At 71.6% G+C, this 18405-nt stretch carries 14 protein-coding genes; 6 read left to right on the top strand and 8 right to left on the bottom strand.

What is annotated here, in order from left to right; genetic code table 11:
- Window positions 1-5: 5 nt before the first annotated feature.
- The 6 genes from ABFC67_RS02600 to ABFC67_RS02625 all read right to left on the bottom strand — a co-directional run bounded on the left by ABFC67_RS02600 (window position 6) and on the right by ABFC67_RS02625 (window position 9592).
- Window positions 6-1184, bottom strand: coding sequence for an acetate/propionate family kinase (locus ABFC67_RS02600; RefSeq protein ID WP_346736478.1), 1179 nt, complete (start codon window positions 1182-1184; stop codon window positions 6-8).
- A gap of 39 nt (window positions 1185-1223) precedes the next feature.
- Window positions 1224-3734: an alpha-glucan family phosphorylase gene (gene glgP, locus ABFC67_RS02605; protein ID WP_346736479.1), complete on the bottom strand. Its 2511-nt coding sequence runs from the start codon at window positions 3732-3734 to the stop codon at window positions 1224-1226.
- Window positions 3735-3795: 61 nt separating this feature from the next.
- Window positions 3796-5448, bottom strand: coding sequence for an alpha-D-glucose phosphate-specific phosphoglucomutase (locus ABFC67_RS02610; protein WP_346736480.1), 1653 nt, complete (start codon window positions 5446-5448; stop codon window positions 3796-3798).
- A 20-nt stretch (window positions 5449-5468) separates the two neighbouring features.
- Window positions 5469-6590: a transaldolase gene (tal, locus tag ABFC67_RS02615; RefSeq protein WP_346736481.1), complete on the bottom strand. Its 1122-nt coding sequence runs from the start codon at window positions 6588-6590 to the stop codon at window positions 5469-5471.
- A 133-nt stretch (window positions 6591-6723) separates the two neighbouring features.
- Window positions 6724-9123, bottom strand: coding sequence for a phosphoketolase family protein (locus tag ABFC67_RS02620; RefSeq protein WP_346736493.1), 2400 nt, complete (start codon window positions 9121-9123; stop codon window positions 6724-6726).
- 247 nt (window positions 9124-9370) lie between these two features.
- The gene (locus ABFC67_RS02625) at window positions 9371-9592 is read right to left on the bottom strand and encodes a CopG family transcriptional regulator (protein WP_346736482.1); all 222 of its coding nucleotides are present in this window, start codon (window positions 9590-9592) and stop codon (window positions 9371-9373) included.
- A 121-nt stretch (window positions 9593-9713) separates the two neighbouring features.
- Here ABFC67_RS02625 and hyfB point away from each other — a divergent pair, with 121 nt between their 5' ends.
- From hyfB to ABFC67_RS02655, 6 genes are read left to right on the top strand one after another with little or no spacing between them, the layout of a single operon-like run.
- A complete protein-coding gene (hyfB, locus tag ABFC67_RS02630) occupies window positions 9714-11717 on the top strand; it encodes a hydrogenase 4 subunit B (protein ID WP_346736483.1) in 2004 nt (667 codons plus the stop codon).
- Window positions 11714-12673: an NADH-quinone oxidoreductase subunit H gene (locus ABFC67_RS02635; protein WP_346736484.1), complete on the top strand. Its 960-nt coding sequence runs from the start codon at window positions 11714-11716 to the stop codon at window positions 12671-12673. The genes hyfB and ABFC67_RS02635 overlap by 4 nt, the downstream gene beginning before the upstream one ends.
- A gap of 3 nt (window positions 12674-12676) precedes the next feature.
- Window positions 12677-13342 (top strand): formate hydrogenlyase, encoded by a 666-nt coding sequence (locus ABFC67_RS02640; RefSeq protein ID WP_346736485.1) that lies wholly within the window; start codon window positions 12677-12679, stop codon window positions 13340-13342.
- A gap of 1 nt (window position 13343) precedes the next feature.
- Window positions 13344-14795, top strand: coding sequence for a hydrogenase 4 subunit F (locus ABFC67_RS02645; protein WP_346736486.1), 1452 nt, complete (start codon window positions 13344-13346; stop codon window positions 14793-14795).
- Between the two features lie 5 nt (window positions 14796-14800).
- Window positions 14801-16345 (top strand): NADH-quinone oxidoreductase subunit C, encoded by a 1545-nt coding sequence (locus ABFC67_RS02650; protein WP_346736487.1) that lies wholly within the window; start codon window positions 14801-14803, stop codon window positions 16343-16345.
- Window positions 16346-16351: 6 nt separating this feature from the next.
- Window positions 16352-16888 carry a formate hydrogenlyase gene (locus ABFC67_RS02655; protein WP_346736488.1) on the top strand — a complete coding sequence of 179 codons (537 nt, stop codon included), beginning with the start codon at window positions 16352-16354 and terminating at the stop codon, window positions 16886-16888.
- Between the two features lie 6 nt (window positions 16889-16894).
- Here the strand turns inward: ABFC67_RS02655 and ABFC67_RS02660 are convergent, their stop codons facing one another.
- Both ABFC67_RS02660 and ABFC67_RS02665 read right to left on the bottom strand, forming a co-directional pair.
- Window positions 16895-17485 (bottom strand): OmpA family protein, encoded by a 591-nt coding sequence (locus ABFC67_RS02660; protein WP_346736489.1) that lies wholly within the window; start codon window positions 17483-17485, stop codon window positions 16895-16897.
- Window positions 17486-17648: 163 nt separating this feature from the next.
- Window positions 17649-18405 (bottom strand): FtsX-like permease family protein (locus ABFC67_RS02665; protein WP_346736490.1); only part of this gene is annotated, 757 nt, incomplete at its 5' end.

The raw sequence follows: 18405 nt of genomic DNA on the forward strand, positions 1-18405 counted from the left end.
GTCCCTCAGCCGGAGCCCCACGCCCGCGCGGCCTGCGCGATCACCGCCTCCTCGTCGGTCGGCACGACCAGCACGTCCACGGCCGAGCCCGGGGCGCCGATGCGCGCGGCGTGGCGTGCGTTGGCCTGCGGATCCAGCGCGACGCCCAGCCAGCGCAGCCGTGCGCAGATGCGCCGGCGCATGTCCGCCGAGCGCTCGCCGATGCCGGCGGTGAACACCAGTGCGTCGATGCCGTCCAGCGCGGCGACCATCGTCGCCAGTTCGCACGCGGCCCGGTAGGCGAACAGCTCCAGCGCCTCCGCGGCGCGGGCGTCGTCGCTCGCCTCGAGCACGCGCACGTCGTCGCTGAGCCCGGACACGCCGAGCAGGCCGCTGCGCTCGTTCAGCAGATCGGCGAGCCGTTCGGCGTCCAGTCCCTTCTCCTGCAGCAGGTACAGCAGCACGCCGGGATCGATCGCGCCGCAGCGGCGCGCCATCATCAGGCCGTCCATCACCGTGAAGCCCATCGTCGTGGCCACGCTGCGCCGCGCGCGCATGGCGCACAGGCTCGCACCGTGGCCGAGGTGCGCGACCACCACGCGGCCGTCCGCGCGCGGACCGAGCAAGCTTTCCAGGCGTCCGGCCACGTAGGCGTAGGAAAGCCCATGGAAGCCGTAGCGCACGACGCCCGCGTCGGTCAGCGACCGCGGCAGCGCGAAGATCTGCGCCAGGCGCGGCATGGTGCGATGGAACGCGGTATCGAAGCAGGCCACCTGTGGCACGTCGGGCCAGCAGGCCATCGCGGCCTGCACCACGGCGAGGCTCTGCGGCTGGTGCTGCGGGGCGAGCGGCACCAGCCGCGCCAGCGCGTCGATCGTTCCGGCGTCGAGGCGCGTCGGTTCCGCGAAGGCGTCGCCGCCGTGCACGACGCGGTGGCCGATCGCTTCCACGTCGAAGTCCCCCCAGCGGCGCCGCAGCCGCACCATCAGCCAGCGCGCCAGGTGCGCGGGGCTGCCGTCGGCCGGCAGGTCCGCCGTGTCGCCCAGCGCTTCCGCAGCCGGTTCGCGCAGCCGCAGGCGCGCGCCGGCGCCGATGTTCTCGATCGCGCCGCGCAGCACCGGCGCCACGGCATCGCCGCGGTAGGCGGCGAACTTCAGGCTGGAGGAGCCTGCGTTGAAGACCAGCACGCCGCGCGCCGCGTTCACGCCATGCCACCCGTGGTCGGAACGCGCGCGCTCATGCGGTCAGCGCTGCCACGCGATCATCGCCAGTTCGGCCGGCAGGAACGCGTCCGCATGCCACGGCCGGATCCGCGGCGTGTAGTCGGACGGCGCGCGCCCGTCGGGCACGGTCACGTCGTAGAGGTAGCCGTGCACGGTGCCGGGAATCGGATCGCCGCAGCGCATCGGCAGGCACACGCCCTCCAGCGGCGGCGCCGGCTCGGCATAGATCTCCACCCGCACCATCTCCGGGGAGAACTCGCCGAGGTAGACCGGCACGCCGAATCGCCACGCGCCGCGCTCGCGCTTCGCCTCGACGTCGCCGAAATGGACCTCGTGCCAGCCCGACTCGATCGCGACCTGCCACGCGCCCAGCTCGCGCGCCAGGCGCGCCCCGTTTTCGGTACGCCGGTGCAGCGCCGACGCGGCGCCGCGGTAGAACTGTTCGAGATACTCGCGCAGCATGCGGTTGCTGCTGAAGCGCGGCGCCAGCAGCGACATGCTCGCGCGCATCCGCGCCACCCACTGGCGCGGGATGCCGCGGGCATCGCGGTCGAAGAAGGCCGGCACCACCTCGTCCTCGAGGATGCGGTAGAGCCGCTCGGCGTCTTCCGCGTCGGCCACGCCGTCGCCACGGTCGGTCGCGCTCGCGATGGCCCAGCCGCACGCCGGATCGAACGCTTCCGCCCACCAACCGTCGAGCACCGACAGGTTCAGGCCGCCGTTGACCAGCACCTTCATGCCGCTGGTGCCGCAGGCTTCCCACGGCCGCCGCGGCGTATTGATCCAGACGTCGACGCCCTGCACGAGATGCTGCGCCAGGGCCATGTCGTAGTCGTCGAGGAACACCGCGCGCAGGCGCACGCCGGGTCGGCGCATGAACTCGATCCAGGCGTGGATCAGGCGCTTGCCCTCCTCGTCCTGCGGATGCGCCTTGCCGGCGACGATCAGTTGCACCGGCCGCTGCGGATCGCGCAACAGGCGCGCCAGGCGCTCCGGGTCGTGCAGCGGCAGGTTGGTGCGCTTGTAGGCGGCGAAGCGCCGCGCCAGGCCCAGCGTCAGCGCATTCGGATCGAGCACCTGCGCGGCCTCGGCGATCCGCCGCTGCGACTCGCCGCGCTGGCCGAGCTGCCAGGCCAGGCGTTCGCGCGCATAGTGCACCAGGTCGCGGCGCTGGTCGGAGGCGAGCGCCCACAGCGTTTCGTCGTCGACCGTGGCGACCGCCGCCGGCAGCGCTTCCTGTTCGCCGCGCCAGCGCTCCTTGCCGCAGGCCGTCGTCCACACCCGGTCCGACCACGGCGAATCCCACGAGGGCACGTGCACGCCGTTGGTGACGTGCCGCACCGGCACCTCGTGCGGCGGCCAGCGCGGGAACAGCGGGCCGAACAGGCGCCGGCTGACCTCGCCGTGCAGTTGGCTGACCGCATTGGTCTGCGCGCAGCCGCGCAACGCCAGGTAGGCCAGGTTGAACGGCTCGTCGTCGTTCAGCGGATCGCGCCGTCCCAGCGCGAGCAGGTCGCGCGGCGGGATCTCGAAATCCGCCAGGTAGTCGCGCGAGTACTTGTAGACCAGGTCCGGCGCGAACGCGTCGAACCCGGTCGCCATCGGCGTGTGCGTGGTGAACACGTTGCCGGCGCGCGTCGCCCACCACGCCTCCCAGAACGACGTGCCCGCGCGGCGCATGAACCTGCGCGCGCGCTCCAGCGTGGCCAGCGCCGCATGGCCTTCGTTGATGTGGCACACGGCCGGCTCGATGCCGAGCGCCTCGAGCATCGCCCATCCGCCGATGCCGAGCACGACTTCCTGCAGCAGGCGCATCTCGGCGCCGCCGCCGTAGAGCTGCGCGGTGATGCCGCGGTCCGCCGCGCCGTTGCTGACGTCGTTGCTGTCGAGCAGGTACAGCCGCGCGCGGCCGACGTTCGCCTGCCAGACGCGCAGCGAGAGCGTGCGCCCCGGCAGCTCGAGCCGCACCGTCAGCCAGGAGCCGTCGGCGCCCAGCGCGGGCTGGATCGGCAAACTGGACGGCTCGTTGTTGGGGTAGGCCTCGGCCTGGCGCCCATCGGCGTCGATGATCTGGCGGAAATAGCCTTCCTGGTAGAGCAGGCCGACGCCCACCACCGGCAGGCCGAGGTCGCTCGCGGTCTTGAGGTAGTCGCCGGCGAGCACGCCGAGCCCGCCGGCATAGAGCGCCACCGCCTCGCTCAGGCCGAACTCCATGCTGAAGTAGGCGACCGTCCCCGGCGGCTCGAGCGGACACCGCGCGCACCATCCCGCCTCCTGCATGTAGCTGCGATGTTCCTCGACCGCGTGCGCCAGCTCCGCTGCGAAGCTCGCATCCATGGCGAGGCTCTCCAGGCGCTGCTGCGGGACGTTCTGCAGGATCGCCCACGGGTTCTGCGTGCGCTGCCAGAGTTCGGCGTCGATGCGGTTCCAGAGCACGTCGCTGGCGTGGCTCCAGGTCCAGTGCAGGTCGAGCACCAGTTCGGTCAGCGCTTCGAGCCCTTCAGGCAGCGCGCGCGGCAGGAATACGTGCATCGATGCAGCCTCCTCCGCCGTCACGACCGGCGATCGGCAGCGCCCGCGGCGATCCGCGCGTTCACGTGATCACCGTCGCGCGCTCGCGGCCGAAGCGTTCGCGCAGTTGCAGCAGCGCGTGCGCCGCCTCCAGCAGCGGCGCGAGGTGTGGTTCCGGATCGCCGGCGGCGCCGTCGCGGCGATAGCGTTCGAGGTACACGCGCAGGGTGGCGCCCGCGGTGCCGGTGCCGGAAAGCCGGAAGACCATGCGCGAGCCGTCGGCCAGCACGATGCGGATGCCGCCGTGCTCGCTGGTCGCCCCGGTCACCGGGCTGCGGTAGGCGAAGTCGTCCGCGAGGACGACCGCTTCGCCGGCGAAGCGGGCTGCCGCGAGCGCGGGCAGGCGCTGCCTCAGCGCGTCGACCGCCTCGGCGGCGGCAGCGGCGTCGAGATCCTCGAAATCGTGGCGCTGGTAATAGCTGCGGCCGAACGCGCGCCAGTGCGCGTCCAGCGCCCGCGCCGGTGTCATGCCGGTGGCGGCGATGATCGACAGCCAGCACAGCACCGCCCACAGCCCGTCCTTTTCGCGGAGATGGTCCGAACCGGTGCCGAAGCTCTCCTCGCCGCAGATGCTGCACAGGCCGGCGTCCAGCAGGTCGCCGAAATACTTCCACCCGGTCGGCGTCTCGTAGCAGGCGATGCCGAGCGAGGCGGCGACGCGGTCCAGCGCCGTGCTGGTCGGCATCGAGCGCGCCACGCCGGCGAGGCCGTCGCGGTAGGCGGGGATGCGGCGCGCGTGCTCGACGATCAGCGCCAGCGAATCGCCGGGCGAGACGAAGCAGCCGCGGCCGAGGATCAGGTTGCGGTCGCCGTCGCCGTCGCAGGCGGCGCCGAAGTCGGGCGCGTCGGCGGCATTCATGCGTTCGACCAGCGCGTGCGCGTGCACCAGGTTGGGATCGGGGTGGCCGCCGCCGAAATCCGGCAGCGGCTGCGCGCGCACCACCGTGCCGGCCGCGGCGCCGAGCCGTTCCTCGAGGATGTGCACGGCGCAAGGGCCGGTCACCGCGTGCATGGCGTCGAAGCACATGCGGAAGCCGCCGCGGAACAGCGCGCGCAGCGCGCCGAAGTCGAACAGGCGTTCGAGCAGCGCCACGTAGTCGGCGAGCGGGTCGAACACGCTCACGCGCGTCGCGCCGACCTGGTGGTCGGATTCGCGGCCGAGGTCGAGGTCCGCGAGCCGGACGCTGCGGAAGCGGTCGATCTCCAGCGTGCGCCGGTAGATGCGCTCGGTGACCTCCTCCGGCGCTGGGCCGCCGTTGCGCACGTTGAACTTGACGCCGAAGTCGGCATCGATGCCGCCCGGATTGTGGCTGGCCGAGAGCATCAGGCCGCCGAGCGCCATGCGCGTGCGGATCACCGCCGACATCGCCGGGGTGGAGAGCAGGCCGTCGCGCGCGACCAGGATCCGGCCGAAGCCGTTGGCGATCGCCATGCGGATGATGGTCTGGATGGCGGGCACGTTGAAGTAGCGCCCGTCGCCGCCCAGCACCAGCGTCTCGCGCGCCAGCGGCGCGTCGGCGGCGGCGACGTCGAAGACCGCCTGCACGAAGTTCTCGAGATAGCGCGGCTGCATGAACGCGCGGGTCTTCCGGCGCAGCCCGGAAGTGCCCGGACGCTGGTCGGGAAACGGCGTCGTCGCGGTTTCGAGGATCCCGTTGGCGAGCGTGGCCGTCATGGCGCGGCCGTGACGGCGTGCTAGGCCTGCACCGTCAACGCGCAACTGCGTGCGCCGACGATGTCGAGCAGGCGGTCGTGGGACGTCTGGAACTTGCGCACGCCCTCGGCCTCCAGCCGCGCCGCGACCGTGTCCATGCGGATGCCGGCCAAGGCGAGCGCCTGCAGCGTCCGCTTCGCGTGCTGCGCGCCGCGCAGCAGTTGCTCCTGCGGCTGGCCGTGATCGCGGTAGGCTGCCAGGGTTTCGGGCGGCATGGTGCTGAACGTGTCGGCGCCGACCAGCGATTCGACGTACTTGATGTCCGAATAGGCGGGATTCTTGGTGCCGGTGCTGGCCCACACCAGGCGCTGCGCCCGCGCGCCCGATGCGCGCAGATCGCGGAAGCGCGCGCCGGCCACGACTTCGCGGAAGCATCGGTAGGCATCGCGGGCGCACGCCATCGCGGTCTGTCCGTGCAGCGCCACCGCCCTGCCCCGTTCCGCCGCCAGCCGTTCCAGCACCGGATCGACCTGGCTGTCGATGCGGCTGAGGAAGAAGCTCGCCACCGAGGCGACCGTGCGCAGGTCGCCGCCGCGGGCGCGGCGTTCTTCCAGGCCGCACAGGTAAGCCTCGACGACTTCCTCGTAGCGCGCCGTGCCGAACAGCAGGGTGACGTTGACGCCGATGCCGTCGGCGATCAGCGCGCGGATCGCGGCCAGCCCCGCCGCGGTCGCCGGCACCTTGACCAGGACGTTGGGCCGGCCGGCCGCCGCCCACAGCGCGCGCGCTTCGCGGATCGTCGCCACGGTGTCGTAGGCGAGGTGCGGCGAGACCTCGATGCTGACATAGCCGTCGGCGCCGGCGGTGCGCACGTGGACCGGGCGCAGCAGGTCGGCCGCATCGACGACATCGCGCACCATCAGGGCGCGCACGATGGCCGCGTCGTCGAGGCCGTCGCGGGCGAACCGCGCGATCGCGTCCTCGTAGTCGCGCCGCGCCGCGAAGGCGTGCTCGAAGATGGTCGGATTGGACGTCACCCCGGACACGCCGTCCTCGGCGATCAGCCGCGCCAGCGTGCCGTCGGCGAGCATGCGCCGGCTGAGGGAGTCCAGCCAGACGCCCTGGCCGAGTTCACGCAGTGTCCACAGAGGGTTGTTGCGCATGACGTCCTCCGCGGCTGCCGCCGGACCCGCAGAGCGCGGGCGGCGCGCCGGCGTTGCATGCACCGAACCTAGCCCGCGCGGCCGCGCCCGCCTTGATCGTCGTCAACCTCGGCCCGCGCCGCGCCGGACGCGTTCAGTACGGCCACTGCCACTCGCTGATCTCGGGCATGTCGCGGCCATGGCGGACGATGTACTCGCGATGGTCGGTCAGGCGATCGCGCAGGAACTGCTTCGCGTGGCCGATGCGCGCGGCGAGGCCCGGGACGCGGTCCAGCACGTCGCCGGCGAGGTGGAAGCGGTCGAGGTCGTTGCGCACGGTCATGTCGAAGGGCGTGGTGGTCGTGCCTTCCTCCTTGTAGCCGCGCACGTGCAGGTGGTCGTGGTTGTGGCGGCGGTAGCTCAGGCGGTGGATCAGCCAGGGGTAGCCGTGGTACGCGAAGATCACCGGCACGTCGGGCGGAAACATCGCGTCGAATTCGCGGTCGGGCAGGCCGTGCGGGTGCTCCTCGCGCGGCTGCAGCGTCATCAGGTCGACCACGTTGACGACGCGCACCTTGAGTTCCGGCACCAGCTTGCGCAGCAGCTCCGTCGCCGCCAGCGTCTCGATGGTGGGCACGTCGCCCGCGCAGGCCATGATCGCGTCCGGTGCGGCGCCGGCGTCGCTGCTCGCCCATGCCCAGATGCCGATGCCGGCAGCGCAGTGGCGCACCGCCGCGTCCATGTCCAGCCACTGCGGCTGCGGCTGCTTGCCGGCGACGATCACGTTGACCAGGTCGCGGCTGCGCAGGCACTGGTCGGCGACGCACAGCAGCGTGTTCGCATCCGGCGGCAGGTACACGCGGATGATGTCCGCCTTCTTGTTGACCACGTGGTCGATGAAGCCCGGATCCTGGTGCGAGAAGCCGTTGTGGTCCTGGCGCCAGACGTGCGAGGTCAGCAGGTAGTTGAGCGAGGCGATCGGCCGCCGCCACGGGATGTCCCTGCTTACTTTCAGCCACTTGGCGTGCTGGTTGAACATCGAATCGACGATGTGGATGAACGCCTCGTAGCAGGAGAACAGGCCATGGCGGCCGCTCAGCAGGTAGCCTTCCAGCCAGCCCTGGCAGATGTGCTCGCTGAGGATTTCCATCACGCGGCCGTCCGGCGACAGGTGGTCGTCGTCGTCCAGGCGTTCGGCCATCCAGGTGCGGTCGGTCGCCTCGAACAGCGCGTCCAGGCGGTTCGAGGCGGTTTCGTCGGGGCCGACGACGCGGAAGTTGCGTCGTGCGGCGTTGCGCTTCATCACGTCGCGCAGCAGCGCGCCGAGCACGCGCGTGGCCTCGGCCTGCGCCTGGCCGGGGCGCGGTACGGCAACCGCGTAGTCGCGGAAATCGGGCAGGTCGAGATCCTCGAGCAGCAGGCCGCCGTTGGCGTGCGGGTTCGCGCCCATGCGGCGCGGGCCCGATGGCGCTAGCGCGGCGAGTTCGGCGCGCAGGGCACCGCGCGCGTCGAACAGCTCCTCCGGCCGGTAGCCGCGCATCCAGTCCTCGAGCATGCGCAGGTGCTCCGGCTTCGTGGCCAGTTCCGCCAGCGGCACCTGGTGCGAGCGCCAGCTCCCTTCCACTTTCAGGCCGTCGACGCGCTTCGGCCCGGTCCAGCCTTTCGGCGTGCGCAGGATGATCATCGGCCAACGCGGCAGGCTGCGCTCGCCGCGCTCGCGCGCGGCCTGCTGGATTGCGCGAATGTCGTCGAACACCGCGTCCAGCGTCGCCGCCATGCGCTGGTGCATCGCCAGCGGCTCGTCGCCTTCGACCAGGTATGGGCGGTAGCCATAGCCCTCGAACAGCTTCACCAATGCGTCGCCGTCGATGCGCGCCAGCACGGTCGGATTGGCGATCTTGTAGCCGTTGAGGTGCAGGACCGGCAGCACCGCGCCGTCGCGCGCGGGGTTGAGGAACTTGTTGGAGTGCCACGCGGCAGCGGCCGGTCCGGTCTCCGCCTCGCCGTCGCCGACCACGCAGCAGGCGACCAAGTCCGGATTGTCGAACACCGCGCCGTACGCGTGCGCCAGCGCGTAGCCCAGCTCGCCGCCTTCGTGGATCGATCCGGGCGTTTCCGGCGCCGCGTGGCTGGGGATGCCGCCGGGAAACGAGAACTGCCGGAACAGCCGGCACATGCCTTCGGCGTCGTGGCCGACGTTCGGATACAGCTCGCTGTAGCTGCCTTCGAGGTAGGTGTTGGCGACCAGCGCCGGTCCGCCGTGGCCGGGCCCGGCGACGAAGATCATGTCGAGGTCGCGTGCACGGATCACGCGATTGAGGTGCGCGTAGATGAAGTTCAAGCCAGGCGTCGTGCCCCAGTGACCGAGCAGCCGCGGCTTGACGTGCTCGATCTTCAGCGGCTCGCGCAGCAGAGGATTGTCGAGCAGGTAGATCTGCCCCACGGAGAGATAGTTGGCGGCGCGCCAGCAGGCGTCGATGCGGTTCAGCGCTTCCGCGTCGAGCGGCGCCTGCGCGAGCCGCGCGCGCTCGGCCGGCGGCGACGCGTCGTTCAGCACGACGTCCGCCCTGCATACCGCCGTCGGTCGGCATCGTGGCGCATGGCCGGCTCCGCTGCGTTCGACGTGCGCGCCGGGCGACGCGGCGGATCGCCCGCATCGCACCGGAACTGCCGCCGACGCTACGCCGCGGCGCGCCCGCAGGGTTGATCCCGATCAAGCCGCGCGACGGCGCGATGCGACACAACCGCGACGCGGCTGCCTGCCGCATCGTCGTGTCGAAGGCGTCGGCGATCGCGCGGCGTCAGCCGCGGCGGCCGCGCTTCCCGGGCTTTGCCGGCGGCACGGCTGGCTGCCCGTCCGGACGCCAGGGCTGCCCCGTGCGGCGTTCGATGTAGTCGCGGATCAGGCGGCGCACGACCTGCGAAGGCGTCGCGTCTTCTTCCGCGCACAGGCGCTCGAAGAACGCCTTCTTGCGCGGGTCGATCAGGATCGTGAGGCGTGCCGTGCGGCTTTCGAGTGACATCCGGATTCCTGCGGGTTTACACTGGAAGCGACTTCGATGTTAATCCAATTAACATGACTCCTCCACCGTTGCCGGCCCTGCCGCGGCAACCGCGTGGGCCGTGTGCGGCCGCGAAACCGGCATGAACGCACCGATGCACCTCGCACCGCTGCTGGGCCTGATCGCCGTCTGGCTGATGCTGGGCGCGGCCGGGCTGGTGCAACCGCGGAGCACCGGCTGGGTCGCGCGCGTGCTGTTCCCGCTCGGCGCGCTGGTCGCGCTGGGCGTCGCCGCGATCGGCGGCGCCGCGCTGGCCGACGGGTTCGCCCCGGAACGCTGGGTGCTGCCGCTCGGCCTGCCCGACCTGCCCTTCCACCTGCGCCTGGACGCGCTGTCCGGCTTCTTCCTGGCGCTGCTCGGCGTCGCCGGCGCCGGCATCTCCATGTTCGCCGCGGGCTACTTCCGCGAGGGCGAGGGCACCGCGCCCGGACTGCTCGGCCTGCAGTACCACGTCTTTCTCGCCAGCATGGCGCTGGTCGTGCTCGCCGACGACGCCTACCTGTTCATGGTGGCGTGGGAAACGATGGCGCTGAGCTCGTATTTCCTGGTCGCCACGCAGCACCGCATTCCGGAGATCCGGCGCGCCGGGTTCCTGTACCTGCTGATGGCGCACGTCGGCGCGCTGGCCCTGCTGTTGTGCTTCGGCGTGCTGCACGGCGGCAGTTGGGAGATGACGTTCGACGCGATGCGCGGCGGCGCCCTGCCGCCGGCCTGGGCAAGCGTCGCGTTCCTGCTGGCGCTGTTCGGCTTCGGCACCAAGGCGGGCCTGGTGCCGCTGCACGTGTGGCTGCCGGAAGCGCACCCGGCCGCACCGTCGCCGGTGTCCGCGATGATGAGCGGCCTGATGCTGAAGACCGCGGTCTACGGCCTGCTGCGCGTCGGCATGGACCTGCTGTCCGGCGGGGCGTGGTGGTGGGGGCTGCTGGCGATGGCGCTGGGCCTCGGCAGCGCGATGTTCGGCGCGGTGTTCGCCGCCGTGCAGACCGACATGAAGCGGCTGCTCGCCTACTCCTCGATCGAGAACATCGGCCTGATCTTCACCGGCGTCGGCCTGGCGATGCTGTGCCGCGCGTTCGGCATGCACGCGCTGGCCGCGCTGGCGCTGGCCGCCGCGCTGATCCACGCCTTCAACCACGCGCTGTTCAAGAGCCTGCTGTTCCTCGCCACCGGCTCGGTGCTGCACGCCACCCGCGAGCGCAGCCTCGGCAAGCTGGGCGGGCTGATCCGGCGCATGCCGTGGGTGGCGCTGCTGGCGCTGGTCGGCACGCTGGCGATCGCCGGCCTGCCGCCGCTCAACGGCTTCGTGTCGGAGTGGCTGCTGCTGCAGGCGTTCCTGTCGACGCCGGCCATCCCGCATGCCTTCATCAACATGATCGTGCCGCTGGGCGCGGCGGTGGTGGCGCTGACCGCCGCCCTGGCCGGCTACGTGATGGTCAAGTTCTACGGCGTGATCTTCCTCGGCCAGCCGCGCGAGCCGTCGCTGATGCACGCGCACGATGCCGGCTGGCTCGAACGGATCGGGCTCGCCTGGCTGGCGCTGGGCTGCGTCGCCGTGGGCGTGCTGCCGCAGGTCGCGCTGGACGCCACCGCCGGCGTGACGCAGGCGCTGGCGGGTACGGCGCTGCAGCGCGGGCCGGCACCGTGGTGGATCGCCCCGGTGGCGACGGCACAGGCCTCCTACAGCGGCCTGTGGCTGCTGGCCGGCATGCTCGGCGTGGTCGCGGTGACATTCGTGCTGGTGCGGCGCCTGTACCACGGCCGCGTACGCCGCACGCCGCCGTGGAACTGCGGTTATCCGTGGCTGACCCCGCGCATGCAGGACACGGCCGAGGGCTTCGGCCAGCCGATCCGCCGCATCTTCGGCCCGGTCTTCCGCATCGAGCGCGAGGTGCCGTCGCCCACCGACAGCGCGCCGCGCTACCGCATCCGCATCGACGACCGCTTCTGGCACGCGCTGTACCTGCCCATCGTCGGCGCGGTGCGCGGCGTGGCGGACGCCGTCGCGGTGCTGCAGCGTGGACGGCTGGCCGTCTACCTGCTGTACAGCTTCCTGACCCTGATCGTGCTGCTGGTGTTCGTCCTGTGAACCCGCACGCCTACGCGTTCGTGCTGCAACTGGGCGAGGCCGTGCTGGCGGTCGCGCTGGCGCCGCTGCTGGTCGGCTGGGTCGCGCAGTGCCGCGCGTGGCTGCAAAGCCGCTCCGCGCCGCCGCTGCTGCAGCCCTACCGCACGCTGCGCAAGCTGTTCCGCAAGGACGCCGCGCTGGCCACCCACGCGTCGCCGCTGTTCCGCGGCGCGCCCTACGTCGTGTTCGGCACGATGACGCTGTCCGCGGCGATCATTCCCTCGGTCACCGTCGACCTGCCGCTGGCGCAGGTGGCCGACGCCATCGCCCTGGTCGGCCTGTTCGCGACCGCGCGCGTGTTCATCGCGCTGGCCGCGATGGACATCGGCACGCCGTTCGGCACGCTCGGCGCGCGCCGCGAGATGATGATCGGCTTCCTCGCCGAACCGGCGCTGCTGATGGTGTTGTTCAACGCGTTCCTGCTGTTCGGCAGCACCGCGCTGCCGACCGTGGTGGAGGGCACGCTGCGCGCCGAGGGCTTCGCCCTGCATCCCAGCCTGGCCTTCGCCGGGGTGGCGTTCGTGATGGTGCTGCTGGCCGAGAACGCGCGCATCCCGATCGACAACCCGGCCACCCACCTCGAGCTGACCATGATCCACGAGGCCATGCTGCTCGAGTATTCGGCGCGGCACCTGGCGCTGATGGAGTGGGCCTCCTGGCTGAAGCTGTTCAACTACATCTGCATCGGCTTCACGCTGTTCGCGCCGTGGGGCATCGCCCTGCACGGCGCCGAGCCCGCGCCGCTGCTGCTGGCGCTGCTCGCGCTGGTCGCCAAGCTGGCCTGCGCCGGCGCGGTGCTGGCCGTGATCGAGACGGTGTCGGCGAAGCTGCGCCTCTTCCGCGCGCCGGAATTCCTCAGCGCGGCGTTCCTGCTGGCCGTGCTCGGCCTGCTCGTGCACCTGCTGCTGGGAACCTGAGACGTGTCCGCCCTGCCCTTCGCCACGCAGTTGCTGCACGTACTGGCCGCCGGCCTGCTGCTGCTCTCGTTCGCCATGCTGACCCAGCGCCGCACGCGCCGCCTGGTCGTGCTGCTGGCGTGGCAGGGCGCCGTGCTGACCGCCTCGACGCTGCTGATCGCCGCCACCGCGCACCTGCCGCACCTGTACTGGTCCGCCGCGCTCACGCTGACGGTGAAGGTCGGCCTGCTGCCGTGGCTGCTGCTGCGGCTGGTGCGCCGGCTCGGCGTCGAGCGCGACAGCGAGCCGCTGGTGAACGTGCCCACGCTGATGCTGGTCGGCCTGGCGCTGGTGATCTTCGCGTTCGGCCTGGCGCAGCCGATCAGCGCGCTGGCCACCACGGTGACGCGGCAGACGCTGGGCATCGCGCTGGCGGTGATCCTGCTCGCCTTCCTGATGCTGATCGCGCGGCGCACCGCGGTGACGCAGGTGATCGGCTTCCTGGCGCTGGAGAACGGCCTGTTCTTCGCCGCCACCAGCACCACCTACGGCATGCCGATGGTGATCGAGCTTGGCATCGCGCTCGACGTGCTGGTCGGCGTGTTCGTGTTCGGCATCTTCTTCTTCCAGATCCGCGAGCAGTTCGACAGCCTCGACCTGCAGCACCTCGAAGCGCTCAAGGAGGACTGACGTGGAACTGCTGCTGGTGCTCGGCTTCCCGCTGCTCGGCGCCGTCCTGCTGGCGTTCGCCGGCGCGCACCGGCGCGCGCCCGAGCTCAACGTCGCGGCCAGCCTCGCCACCCTGCTCGCCGCCGCCGCGCTGGTGCTGCGGGTGATCCGCACGGGCCCGATGACGGTCGCGCAGGAGCAGTTCTTCATCGACCCGTTCAACGTGTTCCTGATCGCGCTGACCGCCTTCGTCGGCTTCACCACGGCGCTGTTCTCGCGGCCGTACATGCGCATCGAGGAGCACCACGGCCGCGTCAACGCGCAGCGGCTGCGGCTGTACCACAGCATGTACCAGTTGTTCATGGCGGCGATGCTGGTCGCGCTCGCCACCAACAACATGGGCCTGCTGTGGGTGGCGATGGAAGCGGCCACGCTGTCGACGGTGCTGCTGGTATCGCTGTACCGCACCCGCGCCAGCATCGAGGCCGCATGGAAGTACTTCATCCTGTGCGGCGTCGGCATCGCGCTGGCGCTGTTCGGCACGATCCTGCTGTACTTCGCCGCCGAGGGCCTGCTCGGCGGCGAAGGCATGCGCGCGCTGCTGTGGACGCACCTCGACGCGGTCAAGGGCCGGCTCGAACCCACCGTGATCGGCCTCGCCTTCGTGTTCCTGCTGGTCGGCTACGGCACCAAGGTCGGCCTGGCGCCGCTGCACAACTGGCTGCCCGACGCGCACGCCGAAGGCCCGACGCCGGTGTCGGCGGTGCTGTCGGGGCTGCTGCTCAACGTCGCCCTGTACGCGGTGGTGCGCTGCAAGATCCTCGCCGAGGGCGCGATCCACTCCGCGCTGCCGGGGCGCATGCTGATGGGCTTCGGCCTGCTGTCGACCCTGCTCGCGGTGTTCTTCCTGTGGCGCCAGCGCGACATCAAGCGCCTGTTCGCCTATTCCTCGATCGAGCACATGGGCATCGTCACCTTCGCCTTCGGCATGGGCGGCCCGCTGGCCAACTTCGCCGCGCTGCTGCACATGACCGTGCACTCGCTGACCAAGTCCGCGATCTTCTTCGCCGCCGGCCACGCCGCGCAGACCGCCGGCACGCAGCGCATGGACGGCATCCGCGGCCTGCTCGCGGTCAGCCCGACGATCGGCTGGGGCCTGATGCTGGGCGCGCTGGCGATTCTCGGCCTGCCGCCGTTCGGCGTGTTCGCCAGCGAATACCTGATCCTGACCACGGCGATGCGCGAGCATCCGTGGGCGACGCCGGTGCTGATCGTCGCGCTCGGCGTCGCCTTCGCCGCGATCTTCCGCCGCGTGCAGCCGATGGTGTTCGGCGACACCGACGCGCGTCCGCTGCCGCATTCCCCCGCCCTGCTGCCGGTGTTCGCGCACATCGCGATGGTGCTGGTGCTGGGCCTGTACATGCCGCCCGCGCTGGCCGACTGGTATCGCCTGGCCGCGCGCCTGATCGGTTGACCGCGATGCTGCCCGACTTCCTCGATCGCGAATGCGCGCCGCTGGCGGCGAACGTGCCCGCCGGCCATATCGGCGCCGATGCCGCGCACTGGCGCGAAGCCGCGGAGGCGCTGCAAGCCGACGGCGCGAACCTGCTGACGCTGTGGGGCGCCGACGACCGCGACCGCGACGGCCGCATGCGCATCCACGCGGCCTATCTGCTGCGCGACCGCGTGATCGTGGTCGAGCACGCGATGCCCGCCGCGGCGCCGGTCTATCCGGCGCTGGCGGCGCGCTTCCCGGTCGCCGTGCGCATGCAGCGCGCGATCTTCGACCTGCTCGGCATCCAGGCCGACGGCGGCGACACGCGGCCGTGGCTGCGCCACGGCGGCTGGCCCGAGCGCGTGTATCCGCTGCGCCGCGACGTCGGCCAGGCGCAAACCTATCCCGCCCACGAGACGCCGTATCCGTTCGTGCGCGTCGAGGGCGAAGGCGTGCACGAGGTGACGGTCGGGCCGATCCACGCCGGCACGATCGAGCCCGGCCATTTCCGCATGTCGGTGGTCGGCGAGAAGGTGCTGCGCCTGGAGATCCGTCTCGGCTACACCCACCGCGGCATCGCCAAGCGTTTCGAGGCGCTCGCGCTGGCGCAGGGCCACCGGCTGGCCGCGCGCATCTGCGGCGACTCGACGGTGGCCTACGCCTGGGCCTACTGCGCGGCGTACGAGGCGATCGCCGGCACCGCGATCCCGCCGCGCGCCGCCGCGCTGCGCGCGCTGGCGCTGGAGCGCGAGCGCATCGCCAACCATCTCGGCGACCTTGGCGCGCTCGGCAACGACGCCGGCTTCGCCTTCGGCCTGACGCAGTTCTCCAGCCTGAAGGAGCGCCTGCTGCGGCACAACGCCAACACGTTCGGCCAACGCTACCTGTTCGACTACGTCGTTCCGGGCGGCGTCGCCGCCGACCTGCCCGCATCCGCGCCCGGAATCATGCTCGAGGAGATCGCGACGCTCGAACGCAGCGTGCGCGAGCTGCGCGCGATCTACGACGACCACGCCGGCCTGCAGGACCGCTTCCGCGGTTCCGGCCGGGTCACGCCGGAGCAGGCGCGCACGCTGGGCGCGATCGGCCTGGTCGGCCGCGCTTCGGGCATCGCGCGCGACCTGCGCGCCGACCTGCCGTGGACGCCTTACGCGCCGCTGGAAGTCGCCGCCGCAGCGTGCGCCGGCGGCGACGTCGCCGCGCGCGTCGAGGTGCGCTTCGAGGAAACGCTGGAGTCGCTGCGCCTGTGCCGGCGCCTGCTCGAAACGCTGCCGCAGGGCGCGGTCCGCACGGAGCTGCCGCCGGCGCCGCCGGCGCGCCTCGGCCTGGGCCTGGTCGAAGGCTGGCGCGGCCCGGTGCTGGTGGCGCTGGAGGCGGGCGCGAACGGCACGATCCGGCGCTGCCACACGCACGACCCGTCCTGGCAGAACTGGCCGCTGGTCGAATACGCGGCGCTCGACAACATCGTTCCCGACTTCCCGCTGATCAACAAATCCTTCAACCTGTCCTACAGCGGACACGACGGATAGCCGGCCATGTTCGACGTACTTGCGCGCATCTTCCGCACCGGCCGCCTCAGCGAGGCGCCGCCCGTCGCCGAGGCGGCCACGCCCGAAGAGACCGCGCTGCAGCGCGAGCTGCACGCGGTGTTCGGGCGCGCCCTGTGCATCCGCCACGTCGATACCGGTTCCTGCAACGCCTGCGAGCTGGAGATCCAGGCGCTGACCAACCCGCACTACAACCTCACGGGCGCCGGCATCAAGTTCGTCCCCAGCCCGCGCCACGCCGACCTGCTGCTCGTGACCGGGCCGGTGGCGGTCAACATGGAGGAAGCGCTGAAGCGCGCCTACGACGCCATGCCCGAGCCGAAGTGGGTGCTCGCGGTCGGCGATTGCGCCGCCGGCAATTGCCTGTTCGGCGCGAACTACGCCACCCGCGGCAGCGTGCGCGACGTGATCCCGGTCGACGCGGTGGTGGGCGGCTGCCCGCCCACCCCGTTCGCGATGCTGCGCGCGATCCTGCAGGTCACCCGGCAGCCCCCGCGTGCCGTGGCTGCCGGGGCCGGGCGCTGACGGCGCTTACGGCGCGGCGGGGCTGCCGGCGAAATCGGCGACCAGCGTGACGCGCCGGTTCGGCTCGCCCTTGTCGCCCCATGCGCCGCGCACGGCTTGCCGATTGACGGCCTCGCCGTAGCTGACCGCACGCACCTTGTCGGCGGACAGGCCGCCGCTGGTCACCAGGTAATCGCGCACGGCCTTGGCGCGGCGCAGGCCCAGCCGGCGGTTGTAGGCGTCGGTACCGGCCGGATCGGCGAAGCCTTCGACCGTCACCAGCGCGTCCGGGAAATGCCCGCGGAGCACCTTGGCGTAGTCGTCCAACAGCGGTTTGTCCTCGTCGCGCAGGTTCGCCTCGTTGAAGGCGAAGTGGCTGATCGCGTCGACCCGCACGCGGCCCGCCGAGGCGGCGATCTTGGCGTCGTAGTCGGCGAACTTCTGGCGCATTTCCTGGGTGAGCGCGTCGATCTGCTGCTGCTGCTTCTGATCGTTGGCGCGCAGTTCGGCGATGGCGGTGTCGAAGTCCGTCTTCTTCACGTACTGGGCGCAGCCGCCGAGCGCGATCGCCGCAAGGCCGAGCGGAACAAACACGAACCGGTATGCTGTGCTGACCATATGCCTTCTCCTCGTCTGTCGGAGCCGTGGCGGATGCCCGTCGTGCGGGCGAGCCCGATGCGGGTTTCCGTGCCCCGGACCCACGGTGCGCTCAGGCTAGGAGCCCCGGAAAACGCGAGGTTGACCTGCATCAACCTGCCGCGGCGACCGGCCCGCGCGGCGTCTACTGGTAGGCCAGCGCCTCGATCGGCTCGAGCCCGGAGGCGCGCTGCGCCGGATACAGGCCGAAGAACACCCCCACCATGGAAGCGATCAGGAACGCCGCCGCCACCGCGGCCAGGCTGACGACCACGGTCATGCCCGCCATCAGGTTGATCGCGACCGCGGCCGCCACGCCGACCAGCGCGCCGGCCAGGCAGCCCGCCACCGAAAGGGTCACGGCCTCGAGCAGGAACTGCATCAGGATGTCGCGCCGGCGCGCGCCGATCGCCACGCGGATGCCGATCTCGCGGGTGCGCTCGGTGACCGAGACCAGCATGATGTTCATGATGCCGATGCCGCCGACCAGCAGCGACACCGAGGCGATCGCGCCCAGCATCACCGACATCACGCGGGTGGTCTGCGCGGCGGCGTTGGCCAGCGCGGTCAGGTTGCGGATGTCGAAGTCGTTGTCGGCGCGCTCCGGCAGGTGGTGGCGCTGGCGCAGCAGCCGCGCCATCTCGCGCTGCGCCTCGTCCATCGCCTCGGCGCCGGTCGCCTGCACCATCAGCATGCGCACCGATCCCGGGAACTGCGTGCCGAACAGCTTGCGCTGCGCGGTCGTCACCGGCACCACCACGCCGTCGTCCTGGTCGCGGCCGTCGAGGCTCTGCCCCTTCGCCGCGAGCACGCCGACCACGGTGAACGGGCTCTGCCTGATGCGGATCGTCTTGCCGACCGGGTCCTCGCCGCCGAACAGGTTGAGCGCGACGGTCCGGCCG

This window comes from Mizugakiibacter sp., assembly GCF_039680435.1.
Classification (GTDB): domain Bacteria; phylum Pseudomonadota; class Gammaproteobacteria; order Xanthomonadales; family Rhodanobacteraceae; genus Mizugakiibacter.